We start from the raw sequence: 16,741 nt of genomic DNA, 5'->3' as shown, positions 1-16,741 counted from the left end.
GCCGCGCGTCGTCGCGGCGGCGCCATGTGTTGCGCCTTGCGGGGCCGCGCCGGTTGCCGTCGCGCCCGCGCCTTGCGTCGCCCCGTGCGGCTTGCCGCCGGGACCGACCGCGTACCGCTACCGGGCGCCGAACTACTACGCCTATTACAAGCAGCCGGCTTATGCGGGCGAGTGCGGTCTCAGCACCTGCAACACGTATTGGCGCAGGGACTGCTGGTACGATTCGTTCGGCCGCCGCTTCTGCAACTAGGCTCTCGAGCTTCCGGCGCAAGCTGGTTGATTCCCGGACCCGAGGGGGAGGGTGCCAAAAGCGCCTTCTCCCTCGTGTTCGTTTGGGCTTACGCGTCCTTCGGGTTGAGACGCGCCCAATGCAGGGCGATGGCCGCGGCGTTCGAGACGTTGAGGCTCGCAAGCGCGCTTGCCGTCGAGATGCGGCACAAGCGATCGCAGCGTTCGCGGGTGAGCTGACGCAAGCCTTTGCCTTCGGCGCCGAGCACCAGCGCCAGGGGCCGGACGATGTCGGTCTCCTCCAGCGTCGCCTCCGCCTCTTCGGCAAGCCCGATCCGCAAGACGCCCCGTTCGCCGAGTTCGGCCAGAGCTTCGGCCAGGTTCTTCACCAAAACGATGGGGACGAGATCGAGCGCGCCGCTGGCCGACTTGGCGAGCACGCCAGACAACGGCGGACTATGCCGCTCGGTGAGCACGAGCCCGCTCGCGCCAAAGGCCGCAGCCGAGCGGAGCGCCGCGCCCACATTGTGCGGGTCGGTCACCTGGTCGAGGACGAGCAGGACGCCGTTGGCATCGATATCATCGAGCGAGACCGTTTCGAGCGGCCCCGCCTCCAGGACCACGCCTTGATGAACCGTGTCGGGACCAAGTTCGCGGTCGAGATCCTTCGGAATCACCCGCTCCGGAATGAGCCCGCGCTCGGCGATGAGGGGCCCGAGCCGGTGGGTGGCGTTCTCGGTGGCGCGCAAGGCGTAGACCGGGCGCCGCGGATTGGCGAGGGCCGCCTCGACGGCGTGAAGACCGAAGAGGAGAACGCGGTCAGATTCGGGTTTTCGGTGCGCCGGGCCCCGCCTGTCTTGGCGAAGGGTTTGGAATGCTTGGAGTTTTGGCGCGCCATGGGCGAACGGCCTCGCTTGGAAAGAGGGTGGAAGAGGCGTCGGACCTCCTATAAAACCTAGGAATTCCAGCCCGCTCGTCCTGATTTACAGTTGACAGAGACCGAATGGCTACTCATAAACGCGGCTATTGCGGACCCTGCCGGCCGACGGCGGGGTGTTTTTGCTTGGTTACAATCACCAGTCAATCCATCTGACCTTTCAAGGAGGGGTGCCCGAGTGGCTAAAGGGGACGGGCTGTAAACCCGTTGGCTATGCCTACGTTGGTTCGAATCCAACCCCCTCCACCACCACTTCTTTATGAGGCGGATGGATGCGGGTGTAGCTCAATGGTAGAGCAGCAGCCTTCCAAGCTGACGACGAGGGTTCGATTCCCTTCACCCGCTCCAGCAAGTTAGTTGCCGAGGTCATTGATTAAGTTGCGAATTTTAGGGTGAAGACGCGAAGTCGATAGGAGTGTAGCTCAACTGGCTAGAGCACCGGTCTCCAAAACCGGGGGTTGGGGGTTCGAGTCCCTCCACTCCTGCCAGGTTGCGGGACGGAGAGGCGGCCAGGAACTCAAGAAGACGGAACGGGCCACATGGGTCCGGCGGCAAGGACAGAGATGGCGAGAACGAATCCCTTCGAGTTTCTCCAGCAGGTGCGCACGGAAGTGTCGAAGGTCACTTGGCCGACCCGCCGGGAGACCGTCATCACCACGTTCATGGTGCTGCTGATGTCGTTCGCCGCGGCGCTGTTCTTTCTCGGGTGGACTGGGTGTTGGGCATGGTCGTTCAGCTCATCCTGGGTCTGAGATTTTAAGAGGTTAGGCTTTCGTCCGATGGTAATGCGCTGGTACATCGTCCACGCCTATTCGAACTTCGAGCGGAAGGTCGCCGAGTCCATCAAGGAGCGCGCCGCCTCTGCCGGTCTCGACGAGATGTTCGAAGATGTCATCGTGCCGATGGAAGAGGTCGTGGAGATGCGGCGGGGCCGGAAGGTCTCGTCCGAGCGTAAGTTTTTTCCGGGTTACGTGCTCGCCAAGATGGAGCTCAACGACGAGACCTATCATCTGATCAAGAACACGCCGAAGGTCACGGGTTTCCTCGGCACGGACAACAAGCCGATCCCGATCACCGAGGAGGAGGCGGGCCGCATCCTCCAGCAGGTGCAGGAGGGCGTCGAGCGTCCGAAGCCGTCTGTGACCTTCGAGATCGGCGAGCAGGTGCGGGTGGCCGACGGTCCGTTCGCTTCGTTCAACGGCCTCGTGGAAGAGGTCGACGAGGAGCGCGCGCGGCTCAAAGTGGCGGTTTCGATTTTCGGCCGGGCGACCCCGGTCGAGCTGGAATATGCGCAAGTGGAGAAGCTCTAACGGTTGCGCTTTTTGCGTACGAGTTAGCGGAACGCAGGACGAATTGGGATGGCGAAGAAGATTGACGGTTACATCAAGTTGCAGGTGCCGGCGGGGCAGGCGAATCCGTCGCCGCCGATCGGCCCCGCGCTCGGTCAGCGCGGCGTGAACATCCCGGAGTTCTGCAAGGCGTTCAACGCAGCCACGCAGAGCCTCGAGGCGGGTTCGCCGATCCCGACCGTCATCACGGTCTATGCGGACCGGTCCTTCACCTTCGAGATGAAGACGCCGCCGGCGTCCTACCTCCTCAAGAAGGCGGCCAAGGTCGGCAAGGGCTCCAAGGAGCCTGGCCGTGCGAAGGCGGGGCGCGTGACTCAGGACCAGCTGCGCGAGATCGCCGAGGTCAAAATGCAGGATTTGAACGCCAACACCGTCGAGCAAGCGATGAAGATCATCGCCGGCTCCGCCCGCTCGATGGGTCTTGAGGTGCAGGAGTAAACGATGAGCAAGCCCGGTAAGAGGTTTCGCGCCGCCGCCGAGACGGTCGAGAATGACAAGCTTTACGCCATTGAAGAGGCGGTGAAGCTGGTCAAAGGCGCGGCGAATTCCAAATTCGACGAGACCGTCGAGATCGCCATGAATTTGGGCGTCGACCCGCGTCACGCGGATCAAATGGTGCGCGGCGTTTGCCAATTGCCGCATGGCTCCGGCCGCAAGCTTCGCGTAGGCGTCTTCGCCAAGGGCGACAAAGCCGCGGAAGCCAAGAAGGCGGGCGCGACGGTGGTCGGCGCCGAGGATCTGGTGGAGCAGGTGCAGAAGGGCGTGATCGAGTTCGACCGCTGCATCGCCACGCCGGACATGATGCCGCTGGTCGGCCGGCTCGGTAAGGTGCTCGGCCCTCGCGGCATGATGCCCAACCCGAAGGTCGGCACCGTGACCACCGATGTCGCGGCGGCTGTGGCCGCAGCCAAGGGCGGCGCTGTGGAATTCCGCGTCGAGAAGGCCGGCGTCATTCACGCCGGCGTCGGCAAGGCGAGCTTCACCGAGGAGGCTCTGGTCGCCAACATCCGCGCGTTCGCCGATGCGGTGAGCAAGGCAAAGCCTTCGGGTGCGAAGGGAACGTTTGTGAAGCGAGTCGCCGTGACCTCCACCATGGGGCCCGGCGTCAAGGTCGAGCCTGCCAGTTTGGGCAGCGCTTGAGTTTAAGAGTTTCGGGACTTCGGTCCCGGAGGATCGCTTGGGAAGTCAAGCGGTCCAAACCTGTCCGAGATTGCAGGTGCGGGAAACCGCTTAAGCCCTTCGGGCCTGCATGAGACGGGAGACGAACGGTTCGATGGTGATGCGGTTGATCCGCAACCAGGAGATCGGTTTGAACCTCGTATGTGGCTCTCGCGCGATTTGCGCGGGCGAGCGGGACAGGCAACAGAGCGCCGCGCGGCTTAGCGCGGGGTGGCTTCTTGCCTCGCCCCGCAAAGTCTCGCGGCACGGTGTGGCCTACGGCTGCGAGGCTCGTCTTCGCGGCTTTGAATAAACGGAGTGAGCATGGAAAGAGCTGAGAAGCGCGAAGTCGTAAGTGCGCTTCACGATGTCTTCGCCAAGACCGGCGTGGTCGTCGTGGCTCACTATGCGGGCTTGTCCGTCGCCCAAATGACCAAGCTGCGCAGCGACATGAGAGACGCTGGCGGCCAGGTCAAAGTTGCGAAGAATAAGCTCGTGAAGCTCGCGCTGGACGGGACCGATGCCAAGGGCATCTCGGATCTCATGACGGGGCCCACTTGCCTCGCCTATTCCGACGATCCCGTGTCGGCACCGAAGGTGGCCGTCAAGTTCGCCAAGGGGAACGAGAAGTTCGTGATCCTCGGCGGCGCGATGGGCACCACGGTGCTCGATGCCCAGGCTGTGAACTCGCTTGCAGAGCTGCCTTCTCTCGACGAACTGCGCGGCAAGCTGATTGGCCTCATTCAGGCGCCGGCGAGCAAGATCGCCCGCACCGTGAATGAGCCGGGAGCCCAGCTGGCGCGGATCTTTGCCGCCTATGGCGCGAAAGAAGCGGCGTGAGCCTGAACATAACGCAATTCAAGAGTTGAACGTACGAGGATAAGACAATGGCAGATCTCCAGAAAATTGCAGACGACCTTTCGGGCCTTACCGTGCTCGAGGCGGCCGAGCTCGCCAAAATGCTCGAAGAGAAGTGGGGCGTCTCCGCGGCGGCTCCGGTGGCCGTGGCGGCCGCGGGTGCCGGTGGCGGTGAAGCCGCCGCAGCCGAGGAGAAGACGGAATTCGACGTGGTCTTGACCGCGGCGGGTGCCCAAAAGATCAACGTTATTAAGGAGGTTCGTGCGGTTACGAGCCTCGGCCTGAAGGAGGCCAAAGACCTCGTCGAGAGTGCGCCGAAGGCGATCAAGGAAGGCGTGCCGAAAGACGAGGCCGAGAAGATCAAGAAGCAGCTCGAGGACGCAGGCGCGACCGTCGAGCTCAAGTAGCGTGGGTTGAAGACAGCCCGGGCGGACACCATATAAGCCAGTTCGCCCGGGCTTCTAACCCATCCAAATTCGTATGACGTGACAGTTCCCCAGAGTCTCCGCGGTGCGCGGAGTTTCCGGAGAGCGGTCGCGACGAGCCTTGAGAGGACCACATGGCGCAAACTAACGGTCACAAGCGATATCGGAAATTTTTTGGCCACATCACCGAAGTGGCCGAGATGCCGAACCTCATCGAGGTTCAGAAGCAGTCCTACGACCAATTCCTCATGGTGGACGAGCCCGAAGGCGGCCGCCTCGACGAGGGACTGCAATCCGTATTTCGCTCTGTGTTCCCGATCAAGGATTTCGGCGAGCGGGCGCAGCTCGAGTTCGTGCGCTATGCCTTCGAGGCGCCGAAATACGACGTGGAGGAGTGCCAGCAGCGGGGCATGACCTTCGCCGCGCCGCTGAAAGTGACGCTTCGCCTCATCGTGTTCGATGTCAACGAGGAGACCGGCGCCCGCTCGGTCAAGGACATCAAGGAGCAGGACGTCTATATGGGCGACATGCCGCTGATGACGATGAACGGCACGTTCGTCATCAACGGCACCGAGCGCGTGATCGTCTCGCAGATGCACCGTTCGCCTGGCGTGTTTTTCGATCATGACCGCGGCAAGACCCATTCGTCGGGCAAGCTCCTGTTCGCCGCGCGCATCATTCCCTATCGCGGCTCCTGGCTCGACTTCGAGTTCGACGCCAAGGATGTCGTCTATGTGCGTATCGACCGGCGCCGCAAGCTGCCGGTGACCACGCTGCTCTATGCGCTCGGTCTCGATGACGAGGAGATCCTGTCGACCTTCTACGACCGCATCGTGCTGAAGGCGACGAAGGAGGGATGGCGCATGCCGTTCCGTCCCGACCGCATGCGCGGCATCAAGCCGACCACCGACCTGATCGACGCCAAGACCGGCAAGGTCGCCATCGAGGCCGGCCGCAAGGTCACCGCGCGTCTTGCCAACAAGCTCGCCGAAGAGGGCCTGAAGGAGCTGCTCGTCAAGGACGAGGATCTCTATGGCCGCTATCTCGCCCAGGACATCGTCAATCTGGAGACGGGCGAGATCTACGGCGAAGCCGGTGAGGAGATCGAGGAGAAGTTGCTCGAGACGCTCAAGGATCTCGGCCTCAAGGAAATTCCGATCCTCGACATCGACCACGTCAATATCGGCGCGTTCATCCGCAATACGCTCGCCGTCGACAAGAACTCGAACACGGACGAGGCGCTGCTCGACATCTACCGGGTGATGCGTCCCGGCGAGCCGCCGACGCCGGAGGCCGCGCAGACTCTGTTCAACGGCATCTTCTTCGATTCCGAGCGCTACGACCTGTCCGCCGTGGGCCGGGTGAAAATGAATATGCGCCTCGATCTCGATGCGCCGGACACGATGCGCACGCTGCGCAAAGAGGACATCCTCGCCGTCATCAAGACGCTGGTGGGCCTGCGCGACGGCAGGGGCGAGATCGACGATATCGATCATCTCGCAAATCGCCGGGTGCGCTCGGTCGGCGAGCTGATGGAGAACCAGTATCGCGTCGGTCTGCTGCGCATGGAGCGCGCCATCAAGGAGCGCATGAGCTCGGTCGATATCGACACGGTCATGCCGCAGGATCTGATCAACGCCAAGCCCGCGGCCGCCGCGGTGCGCGAGTTCTTCGGTTCCTCGCAGCTGTCGCAGTTCATGGACCAGACCAACCCGCTATCGGAGATCACCCATAAGCGGCGCCTGTCGGCGCTTGGCCCTGGCGGTCTGACCCGCGAGCGGGCGGGCTTCGAGGTGCGCGACGTGCATCCGACCCATTACGGCCGCATCTGCCCGATCGAGACGCCGGAAGGTCCGAATATCGGCCTGATCAACTCGCTGGCGACGTTCGCGCGCGTGAACAAGTACGGCTTCATCGAGAGCCCGTACCGCCGCGTGGTGAAGTCCAAGGTGACGGACGAGGTCGTGTATCTGTCGGCCATGGAGGAAGCGCGCTACATCATCGCCCAGGCGAATGCGCAGTTGGACCCCAAGGGCCAGTTCGTTGAGGACCTGATCGTCTGCCGGCACGCGGGCGACGTGGAGCTCTATCCGCGCGAGAAGGTCGATCTCATCGACGTGTCGCCGAAGCAGCTCGTTTCGGTGGCGGCGGCGCTCATTCCGTTCCTCGAGAACGACGACGCCAACCGCGCGCTGATGGGCTCGAACATGCAGCGTCAGGCCGTGCCGCTGATCACGGCGGAAGCGCCGCTGGTCGGAACCGGCATGGAAGAGGTCGTGGCGCGGGATTCGGGCGCCGCCATCGGCGCGCGCCGCACCGGCGTGGTCGATCAGGTGGACGCCACCCGTATCGTCATCCGGGCGACGGAGGAGACCGATCCGTCCAAGTCCGGCGTCGACATCTATAATCTGCGCAAGTTCCAGCGCTCGAACCAGAACACCTGCATCAACCAGCGTCCGCTGGTGCGCGTGGGCGACAACGTCCAGTCCGGCGAGATCATCGCCGACGGGCCGTCCACCGATCTCGGTGAGCTGGCGCTGGGCCGCAACGTGCTCGTCGCCTTCATGCCGTGGATGGGCTACAACTTCGAGGACTCCATCCTCATCTCCGAGCGCGTGGTGCGCGACGACGTCTTCACCTCGATCCATATCGAGGAGTTCGAGGTGATGGCCCGCGACACCAAGCTCGGGCCGGAGGAGATTACCCGCGATATCCCGAACGTCTCCGAAGAGGCGCTCAAGAATCTCGACGAGGCGGGCATCGTCTATATCGGCGCCGAGGTGCAGCCGGCCGACATTCTGGTGGGCAAGATCACGCCGAAGGGTGAGAGCCCGATGACGCCGGAAGAGAAGCTGCTGCGCGCCATCTTCGGCGAGAAGGCTTCCGACGTGCGCGACACCTCGCTCAAGCTGCCGCCCGGCGTGTCCGGCACGGTGGTCGAAGTGCGGGTGTTCAACCGCCACGGCATCGAGAAGGACGAGCGCGCCATGGCGATCGAGCGCGAGGAGATCGAGCGTCTCGCCAAGGACCGCGACGACGAGATGGCGATCCTCGACCGCAACGTCTATGGCCGTCTGCGCGACGTGCTGATGCACAAGCAGGTGTCCAAGGGGCCGAAGAACTTCAAGAAGGACGCCAAGATCACCGAGGCGATGCTGGACGAAGTTCCGCGCAGCCAGTGGTGGGAGATCGCGCTCAAGAACGACAAGGCCATGAGCGAGGTCGAGGCGATCGGCCGGCAATACGACGAGGCCAAGAAGCGGCTCGAGCAGCGCTTTGTCGACAAGGTCGACAAGCTCCAGCGCGGCGATGAGCTGCCGCCCGGCGTGATGAAGATGGTCAAAGTCTTCGTCGCGGTGAAGCGCAAGATCCAGCCCGGCGACAAGATGGCCGGACGTCACGGCAACAAGGGCGTGATCAGTCAGATCGTGCCGATCGAGGACATGCCTTATCTCGAAGACGGCACCCCGGTCGACATCGTGCTGAACCCGCTCGGCGTGCCGAGCCGCATGAATGTGGGCCAGATTCTGGAGACTCATCTGGGCTGGGCCTGCCGTGCCTTGGCCGGAAGATCGGCGATGGCTCTCCACGAGTATCAGGCGACCCATAAGCCGAAGCCGCTCAAGGATCTGCTCAAGACCATCTACGGCGACGACAAGGCCGTGGCGGCGCTGCGGGACGATCAGCTCATCGAGGTGAGCCAAAGCTTGATGCCCGGCGTGCCGGTGGCGACGCCGGTGTTCGACGGCGCGCATGAGAGCGACGTCTCGGAGCTGCTTGAAATGGCGGGGCTCGACTCGTCCGGTCAGGTGGTCTTGTACGACGGCCGCTCGGGCGAGCCGTTCGAGCGCAAGGTGACGGTGGGCTACATCTATATGCTGAAGCTCCATCACCTGGTGGACGACAAGATCCACGCCCGTTCCATCGGGCCGTACAGTCTGGTGACCCAGCAGCCGCTCGGCGGCAAGGCGCAGTTCGGCGGTCAGCGCTTCGGCGAGATGGAAGTGTGGGCGCTGGAAGCCTATGGCGCCGCCTACACGCTGCAAGAGATGTTGACGGTGAAGTCGGACGACGTGGCCGGCCGTACCAAGGTGTACGAGGCAATCGTCCGCGGCGATGACACGTTCGAGGCGGGCATCCCCGAGTCGTTCAACGTGCTCGTCAAGGAAATGCGTGCATTGGGACTGAATGTCGAATTGGTGCAGCCGAAACCGGAGGAGGCGCAGCCGCAACGGGCGCAGCTGCCCAAGCCCGCGGCGGAATAAGCCTTAAGCCCCCAGGCTAAACACGCACCAACACTCGACCAACCGAAGGGCGGCATGCCCGCCCATTGGGAGATAAAAGAATGAACCAAGATCTCGCGAACCTGTTCAATCCTCAGGTCCAGCAGCAGAATTTCGATCAGATCCGGATCGGCATCGCCAGCCCGGAGAAGATCCTGTCGTGGTCCTTCGGGGAGATCAAGAAGCCCGAGACCATCAACTACCGGACTTTCAAGCCGGAGCGCGACGGCCTGTTCTGCGCGCGCATCTTCGGCCCGGTGAAGGACTACGAGTGCTTGTGCGGCAAGTACAAGCGCATGAAGTACAAGGGCGTCATCTGCGAGAAGTGCGGCGTCGAGGTGACGCTCGCCAAGGTCCGGCGTGAGCGCATGGGCCATATCGAGCTCGCGGCGCCGGTCGCGCATATCTGGTTCCTGAAGTCGCTGCCGTCGCGGATCGGCCTTCTGCTCGACATGACGCTGAAGGACCTGGAGCGCGTCCTCTATTTCGAGAACTACATCGTGCTGGAGCCGGGGCTGACCTCGCTCAAGCCGTTGCAGCTGCTCTCGGAGGACGAGTACCTCCAGGCGCAAGAGGATTTCGGCGAGGATTCCTTCACGGCCGGCATCGGCGCCGAAGCGATCCGCGAGCTCCTCAAGGGCCTCGACCTGGAGAAGATCGCGGCCGATCTGCGCGTGGAGATTGCCGAGTCGACATCGGAGCTTAAGCCCAAGAAGCTCGCCAAGCGTCTGAAGGTCGTCGAGGCCTTCATCATGTCGGGCAACAAGCCCGAGTGGATGATCCTGACCGTGGTGCCGGTCATTCCGCCGGAGCTTCGGCCCTTGGTGCCGCTCGACGGCGGCCGCTTCGCCACGTCCGACCTGAACGATCTCTACCGCCGGGTCATCAACCGGAACAATCGTCTGAAGCGGCTGATGGAGCTGCGCGCGCCGGACATCATCATCCGGAACGAAAAGCGCATGCTGCAGGAGTCGGTCGATGCGTTGTTCGACAATGGCCGGCGCGGCCGCGTAATCACCGGCGCCAACAAGCGTCCGCTGAAGTCGCTGGCCGACATGCTCAAGGGCAAGCAGGGCCGGTTCCGTCAGAACCTGCTCGGCAAGCGCGTCGATTATTCGGGCCGCTCGGTGATCGTGGTCGGTCCCGAGCTCAAGCTGCATCAGTGCGGCCTGCCGAAGAAGATGGCGCTCGAGCTGTTCAAGCCGTTCATCTATTCGCGGCTCGACGCCAAGGGTCATGCCGCCACGGTGAAGCAGGCGAAAAAGCTGGTGGAGAAGGAGAAGCCGGAGGTTTGGGATATCCTCGATGAGGTGATCCGCGAGCATCCGGTGCTGCTCAACCGCGCGCCGACGCTCCATCGCCTCGGCATTCAGGCCTTCGAGCCGGTGCTCATCGAGGGCAAGGCGATCCAGCTGCATCCGCTGGTCTGCGCGGCCTTCAATGCCGACTTCGACGGCGACCAGATGGCCGTGCACGTGCCGCTGTCGCTGGAAGCGCAGCTCGAGGCGCGCGTGCTGATGATGTCGACCAACAATATCCTGCATCCGGCCAACGGCTCGCCGATCATCGTGCCGTCGCAGGATATCGTGCTCGGTCTCTATTACCTGTCGCTGGTCATGGATAACGAGCCGGGCGAGGGGATGATCTTCGGCGACGTGGCCGAGATTCATCACGCGCTCGATTCCGGGTCCGTGACGCTCCACGCCAAGGTCAAGGGCCGGTTCATCACCCGCGACGAAAACGGCGATTGGGTGTCTTATATCTATGACACCACGCCCGGCCGCATGCTGCTCGGCGAGCTTCTGCCGCGCCGCGCCGAGGTGAGCTTCGACTACGTCAACCGCCTTCTCACCAAGAAGGAGATCTCCAACCTGATCGACATTGTCTATCGGCACTGCGGTCAGAAGGAGACGGTCATCTTCTGCGACAAGATCATGGGCCTCGGCTTCCGCTATGCGTGCCGCGCCGGCATCTCGTTCGGCAAGGACGACATGGTGGTGCCCGAGACCAAGGACGACATCATTCACAAGACGTCCGAGCTCGTGCGCGAGTACGAGCAGCAGTACAATGACGGCCTCATCACCCGCGGCGAGAAGTACAACAAGGTGGTCGACACCTGGACCGAGTGCACGGAGCTCGTCGCCAAGGAGATGATGAAGCGCATTTCCTCGGTGCAGGTGGATGAGAAGACCGGCCGCGAGAAGCCGATCAACTCGATCTACATGATGTCGCATTCCGGCGCGCGTGGTTCGCCCGCTCAGATGAAGCAGCTCGCCGGCATGCGCGGTCTGATGACCAAGCCGTCGGGCGAGATCATCGAGACCCCGATCATCTCCAACTTCAAGGAGGGGCTGTCGGTGATGGAGTACTTCAACTCCACCCACGGCGCCCGTAAGGGTCTGGCCGACACGGCCTTGAAGACGGCGAACTCGGGCTATCTGACGCGGCGTCTCGTGGACGTGGCGCAGGATTGCATCGTCACCGAAGAGGATTGCGGCACCGAAGGCGGCATCACCGCCCGCGCCATTCTTGAGGCCGGCGAGGTCACCGTGTCGCTCGGACAGCGGGTGCTCGGACGCACGGCCGCCGATCCGGTCAAGAACCCGGTCACCGGCGATGTCATCATCAAGGCCGGCGAGTTGATCGAGGAAGAGCATGTCGAGGCGATCGAGAGCGCGCGGGTTCAGGAGATCCGCATCCGCTCGGCGCTGACTTGCGAGACCCGCAACGGCATCTGCGGCAAGTGCTATGGGCGCGATCTGGCCCGCGGCACGCCGGTCAATATGGGCGAGGCGGTCGGCGTTATCGCCGCTCAGTCCATCGGCGAGCCGGGCACGCAGCTCACCATGCGCACGTTCCATCTGGGCGGCGTGGCGAGCTCCAAGGTCGTCGATCAGTCGTCGCTCAAGTCCAACTTCGACGGCACCGTGAAGGTCCGGCAGCGCAACGTGGTCCAGGACTCCCAAGGCCGGCATATGGTCATGGGCCGGAACACGGCGATCGTCGTCGTCGATGACGACGGCAACGAGCTTGCCGTCCATCGCCTGCCTTACGGCACGCATTTGCGGGTGGATGACGGCGACAAGGTCAAGCGCGGCGATCGTCTGGCCGAGTGGGATCCTTATACGCGTCCGGTGCTCACGGAGATCGAGGGCACGATCGAGTTCGAGGATCTGGTCGAGGGCGTGTCGGTTTCCGAGCAGCGCGACGAGTCGACGGGCATCACCAACAGCGTGATCATCGACTGGCGTGCGTCTCCGCGCGGCGCCGACTTGCGGCCGGCGATGGCGATCAAGGACAAGAAGGGCAATATCGGCAAGCTTTCACGCGGCGGCGAGGCACGTTACCTGCTTCCCGTGGACGCGGTGTTGTCGGTCGAGCCAGGTCATGAGGTGAAGGCCGGCGACGTCTTGGCCCGTATCCCCATGGAAAGCGCCAAGACCCGCGACATCACCGGCGGTCTGCCGCGTGTTGCCGAGCTGTTCGAGGCACGGCGTCCGAAGGATCACGCCATCATCGCCGAAATTTCGGGCGTGGTGACGCTTGGCCGCGACTACAAGAACAAGCGGCGCATCACCATCACGCCGGAGGAGGAGGGCAAGGATCCGGTCGAGTTCCTGATCCCCAAGGGCCGGCATCTGACGGTGCAGGAAGGCGACCGCATCGAGAAGGGCGAGTACCTGCTCGATGGCCATCCGGCGCCGCACGACATCCTGGCCATTAAGGGTGTCGAGGAGCTCGCCAACTATCTCGTCAACGAGATCCAGGAGGTCTACCGGCTCCAGGGCGTGACCATCAACGACAAGCATATCGAGGTCATCGTCCGTCAGATGCTCCAGAAGATCGAGGTGGGCGAGCCGGGCGACACCGAGTTCCTCAAGGGCGAGCAGGTCGATCGCATCGACTTCGAGGACGCCAATATCGCGGCCGAGGCGGCTGGCGGGAAGCGGGCCGAAGGCCAGCACGTCCTGCTCGGCATCACCAAGGCGAGCCTCCAGACGCGGTCGTTCATCTCGGCGGCCTCGTTCCAGGAGACCACGCGCGTGCTCACCGATGCCGCCGTCAACGGCAAGTCGGATGCGCTCGAGGGCCTCAAGGAGAACGTCATCGTTGGCCGGCTGGTCCCGGCCGGCACCGGCAGCATGCTTTCGAGGCTCAACCGAATCGCCTCCCATCGCGACGACCTGATCCTGGAGGAGCGCGAGCGCGCCGCCCAGGAGACCATCGTCCAGGGGGAGGAAGAGGCGGCCGAAGGGACTGAAGAGGCCGAAGAAGGCGCCTCAGCTTAGTGGTTTAGAAGAACATCGGGGGCCGGATCGCCAGATAGACCCAAAACTGGCGGTCGGCCCCCGAAATCCGGCACTTCTACCTTGACGATAGAAGAATCGGCCTGATAAAACGCGCGGACTTCTCGGCAGGCGGTAGCCCAACGGAATCGATTGCCTTCGGGCGCGGGTTAGACGCTGCTGGACTAACCGGGATCAAATCGGGGTCAAGATCTTGGGGGCCACCCTCCAAGATCCTCTGTCTTGAGGCGCCGAAGACGCGGGACCACTCGCACCTTCGGCTCTAGTGATGTGGGCATTTGGCCCGCGGATGAATGGGGCGTTCGTGCCCTCAAATGATTGGACGTAAAGGCTGCCATGCCCACGATTCAGCAATTGATCCGGAAGCCGCGCAAGCAACCGGTGAAACGCAATAAAGTGCCGGCCATGCAGGCCTGTCCGCAGAAGCGGGGGGTCTGTACCCGCGTCTACACCACGACCCCGAAGAAGCCGAACTCGGCGCTCCGGAAGGTCGCGCGCGTGCGCCTGACCAACCAGATGGAAGTGACGAGCTACATTCCCGGCGAGGGCCACAACCTCCAGGAGCACTCGGTGGTGATGATCCGCGGCGGCCGTGTGAAAGACCTTCCCGGCGTGCGCTATCACATCATTCGCGGCGTGCTCGACACCCAGGGTGTCAATGCCCGCCGGCAGCGGCGATCGAAATACGGAGCCAAACGGCCCAAATAACCGGGTCGTTTTTTTGCGTCTTAAGGAAACGGATTAGGCGACATGTCGAGGCGGCACAGAGCTGATAAGCGCGAGATCATTCCCGATCCCAAGTTCGGGGACATCGTGCTCACCAAATTCATGAATTCCATCATGAAGGAAGGCAAGAAGTCGGCCGCCGAGCGGATCGTCTACGGCGCGCTCGATCAGATGGAAGGCAAGGTCAAGCAGAACCCGATCGAGCTGTTCCATCAGGCGCTGCAGAACGTCATGCCGGCGCTCGAGGTTCGCTCCCGGCGTGTCGGTGGCGCGACCTATCAGGTGCCGGTCGAGGTCCGTCTGGACCGCCGCCAGGCGCTGGCCATTCGCTGGATCATTTCCGCGGCGCGCGGCCGCAACGAGAACACGATGGTGGAGCGGCTCTCCGGTGAGCTGCTTGATGCCGTCAACAACCGCGGGACCGCGGTGAAGAAGCGTGAGGATACGCACCGAATGGCGGAGGCCAATCGGGCCTTCTCGCACTATCGCTGGTAACCCTCTCAAGGATTTTGAACGATGCCTCGCACGACCCCTCTCCAGGACTACCGCAACATCGGGATCATGGCGCATATCGACGCCGGCAAGACCACGACCACCGAGCGGGTGCTCTACTACACGGGTAAGAGCCACAAGATCGGTGAAGTCCACGATGGCGCTGCGACCATGGACTGGATGGAGCAGGAGCAAGAGCGCGGCATCACCATCACCTCTGCCGCGACCACCGCTTTCTGGAAAGACAAGCGCATCAACATCATCGACACGCCCGGCCACGTGGACTTTACCATCGAGGTCGAGCGCTCCTTGCGCGTGCTCGACGGTGCGGTGGCGCTGCTCGACGCCAACCAGGGCGTGGAGCCGCAGACCGAGACGGTGTGGCGTCAGGCCGACAAATATCACGTGCCGCGCATGATCTTCGTCAACAAGATGGACAAGATCGGCGCCGACTTCTTCATGTCCGTGAAGATGATCAAGGAGCGCCTCGGCGCGAACGCGCTCGTGCTCCAGCTGCCGATCGGCGCGGAGTCGAATTTCGCGGGCCTTGTGGACCTGCTTCGTATGAAGGCCGTCGTTTGGGACGACGAGTCGCTCGGCGCGACGTTCCGCGACGAAGAGGTTCCGGCCGATCTCCTGGAGATCGCCAAGGAATATCGCGACAAGATGGTGGAGCAGGTGGTCGAGCTCGACGAGGGGGCCATGGAAGCCTATCTCGAGGGCAAAGAGGTGCCGGAAGAGAAGCTGAAGGCGCTGATCCGCAAGGGCACCTGCAATCTCGACTTCGTCCCGGTGCTGTGCGGCTCCGCGTTCAAGAACAAGGGCGTGCAGCCGCTGCTCGACGCCGTCGTCGATTATCTGCCGTCGCCGATCGACGTGCCTCCGATCAAGGCGATCGACGTGAAGACCGAGGAATTGGTGGCCCGTCCAGCTTCGGACGACGCGCCGCTATCGATGCTCGCCTTCAAGATCATGAACGATCCGTTCGTCGGTTCGCTCACCTTCTGCCGCATCTACTCCGGCAAGGTCGAGACCGGCACGAGCCTGCTCAACACGGTGAAGGACAAGAAAGAGCGCATCGGCCGCATGCTGCTCATGCACTCCAATCACCGCGAGGACATCAAGGAAGCCTTTGCGGGCGACATCGTCGCCATTGCCGGCCTCAAGGATGTCACCACCGGCGACACGCTGTGCGATCCGACCAAGGCTGTGATCTTGGAACGCATGGAGTTTCCCGAGCCGGTCATCGAGGTTGCCGTCGAGCCCAAGACCAAGAGCGACCAGGAGAAGCTCGGCGTGGCGCTCAACCGTCTCGCGCAGGAGGACCCGTCCTTCCGCGTGTCGGTCGACCACGAGTCCGGGCAGACCATCATTAAGGGCATGGGCGAGCTTCATCTCGACATCATCGTCGACCGCATGAAGCGCGAGTTCAAAGTGGAAGCCAATGTCGGCGCGCCGCAGGTGGCCTATCGCGAGACCGTGTCGAAAACGGCCGACATCGACTACACCCACAAGAAGCAAACCGGCGGCTCGGGCCAGTTCGCCCGCGTCAAGCTGCTGGTCGAGCCCAACGAGCAGGGCGCCGGGTACGAGTTCGTGAACAAGGTGGTCGGCGGCAACGTGCCGAAGGAGTATGTCCCCGGCGTCGAGAAGGGCGTGAAGAGCGTCATCGACGCGGGCATTCTTGCCGGCTTCCCGATCCTCGATGTGAAATGCACGCTGATCGACGGCGCCGCGCATGACGTGGACTCGAGCGTCATGGCGTTCGAGATTGCTTCCCGTGCTGCGTTTCGCGAGGCCGCCCTCAAGGCCGGTCCGAAGCTGCTAGAGCCGATGATGAAGGTCGAGGTGGTGACGCCGGAAGATTATGTGGGCGGCGTTATCGGCGATCTGACGAGCCGGCGCGGGCAGGTGCGGGGTCAAGAATCCCGCGGCAACGCCACGGTGATCAACGCCATGGTGCCGCTGGCCAACATGT

13 protein-coding genes and 3 tRNA genes are annotated in these 16,741 nt (G+C 63.1%); 15 read left to right on the top strand and 1 reads right to left on the bottom strand.

Annotated features, from left to right (window positions below; translation table 11 throughout):
* On the top strand, positions 1–250 hold a 250-nt coding region (locus AUC71_RS19365), incomplete at its 5' end, for a hypothetical protein (protein WP_204376679.1).
* Positions 251–338: 88 nt separating this feature from the next.
* Here the strand turns inward: AUC71_RS19365 and rlmB are convergent.
* Positions 339–1,178 carry a 23S rRNA (guanosine(2251)-2'-O)-methyltransferase RlmB gene (gene rlmB, locus AUC71_RS08600; protein ID WP_083238206.1) on the bottom strand — a complete coding sequence of 280 codons (840 nt, stop codon included), beginning with the start codon at positions 1,176–1,178 and terminating at the stop codon, positions 339–341.
* A 151-nt stretch (positions 1,179–1,329) separates the two neighbouring features.
* On the opposite strand from rlmB, the gene AUC71_RS08595 reads away from it, so the two are divergent.
* The 14 genes from AUC71_RS08595 to fusA all read left to right on the top strand — a co-directional run.
* A tRNA-Tyr gene (locus AUC71_RS08595) sits at positions 1,330–1,414 on the top strand.
* Positions 1,415–1,439: 25 nt separating this feature from the next.
* A tRNA-Gly gene (locus tag AUC71_RS08590) sits at positions 1,440–1,513 on the top strand.
* 63 nt (positions 1,514–1,576) lie between these two features.
* Positions 1,577–1,653: transfer RNA gene (locus tag AUC71_RS08585), tRNA-Trp, on the top strand.
* Between the two features lie 75 nt (positions 1,654–1,728).
* Positions 1,729–1,917: a preprotein translocase subunit SecE gene (gene secE / locus AUC71_RS08580; RefSeq protein ID WP_069623938.1), complete on the top strand. Its 189-nt coding sequence runs from the start codon at positions 1,729–1,731 to the stop codon at positions 1,915–1,917.
* Between the two features lie 27 nt (positions 1,918–1,944).
* Complete coding sequence (gene nusG, locus AUC71_RS08575; RefSeq protein ID WP_069623937.1) at positions 1,945–2,475, top strand: transcription termination/antitermination protein NusG; 531 nt, start codon at positions 1,945–1,947, stop codon at positions 2,473–2,475.
* Between the two features lie 48 nt (positions 2,476–2,523).
* Entirely contained in the window at positions 2,524–2,952 is a 429-nt protein-coding gene (gene rplK, locus AUC71_RS08570) for a 50S ribosomal protein L11 (protein ID WP_069623936.1), read from the top strand.
* Positions 2,953–2,955: 3 nt separating this feature from the next.
* A complete protein-coding gene (gene rplA / locus AUC71_RS08565; RefSeq protein WP_069623935.1) occupies positions 2,956–3,654 on the top strand; it encodes a 50S ribosomal protein L1 in 699 nt (232 codons plus the stop codon).
* 342 nt (positions 3,655–3,996) lie between these two features.
* On the top strand, positions 3,997–4,512 hold the full coding sequence (gene rplJ, locus AUC71_RS08555; protein WP_069623933.1) for a 50S ribosomal protein L10: 516 nt from the start codon (positions 3,997–3,999) through the stop codon (positions 4,510–4,512).
* 47 nt (positions 4,513–4,559) lie between these two features.
* Positions 4,560–4,937, top strand: coding sequence for a 50S ribosomal protein L7/L12 (rplL, locus tag AUC71_RS08550; protein WP_069623932.1), 378 nt, complete (start codon positions 4,560–4,562; stop codon positions 4,935–4,937).
* A gap of 152 nt (positions 4,938–5,089) precedes the next feature.
* Positions 5,090–9,220 (top strand): DNA-directed RNA polymerase subunit beta, encoded by a 4,131-nt coding sequence (rpoB, locus tag AUC71_RS08545; protein WP_069623931.1) that lies wholly within the window; start codon positions 5,090–5,092, stop codon positions 9,218–9,220.
* An 80-nt stretch (positions 9,221–9,300) separates the two neighbouring features.
* Positions 9,301–13,527 carry a DNA-directed RNA polymerase subunit beta' gene (rpoC, locus tag AUC71_RS08540; protein WP_069623930.1) on the top strand — a complete coding sequence of 1,409 codons (4,227 nt, stop codon included), beginning with the start codon at positions 9,301–9,303 and terminating at the stop codon, positions 13,525–13,527.
* 354 nt (positions 13,528–13,881) lie between these two features.
* Positions 13,882–14,253 (top strand): 30S ribosomal protein S12, encoded by a 372-nt coding sequence (rpsL, locus tag AUC71_RS08535; RefSeq protein ID WP_069623929.1) that lies wholly within the window; start codon positions 13,882–13,884, stop codon positions 14,251–14,253.
* A gap of 42 nt (positions 14,254–14,295) precedes the next feature.
* Complete coding sequence (gene rpsG / locus AUC71_RS08530) at positions 14,296–14,766, top strand: 30S ribosomal protein S7 (protein ID WP_069623928.1); 471 nt, start codon at positions 14,296–14,298, stop codon at positions 14,764–14,766.
* Positions 14,767–14,787: 21 nt separating this feature from the next.
* Positions 14,788–16,741: elongation factor G (gene fusA / locus AUC71_RS08525; RefSeq protein ID WP_069623927.1), on the top strand; the 1,954-nt coding region annotated here is incomplete at its 3' end.

The sequence above is a fragment of the Methyloceanibacter marginalis genome (assembly GCF_001723295.1).
Taxonomy (GTDB): Bacteria; Pseudomonadota; Alphaproteobacteria; order Rhizobiales; family Methyloligellaceae; genus Methyloceanibacter; species Methyloceanibacter marginalis.
This window is presented reverse-complemented; position numbering and strand designations above follow the sequence as displayed.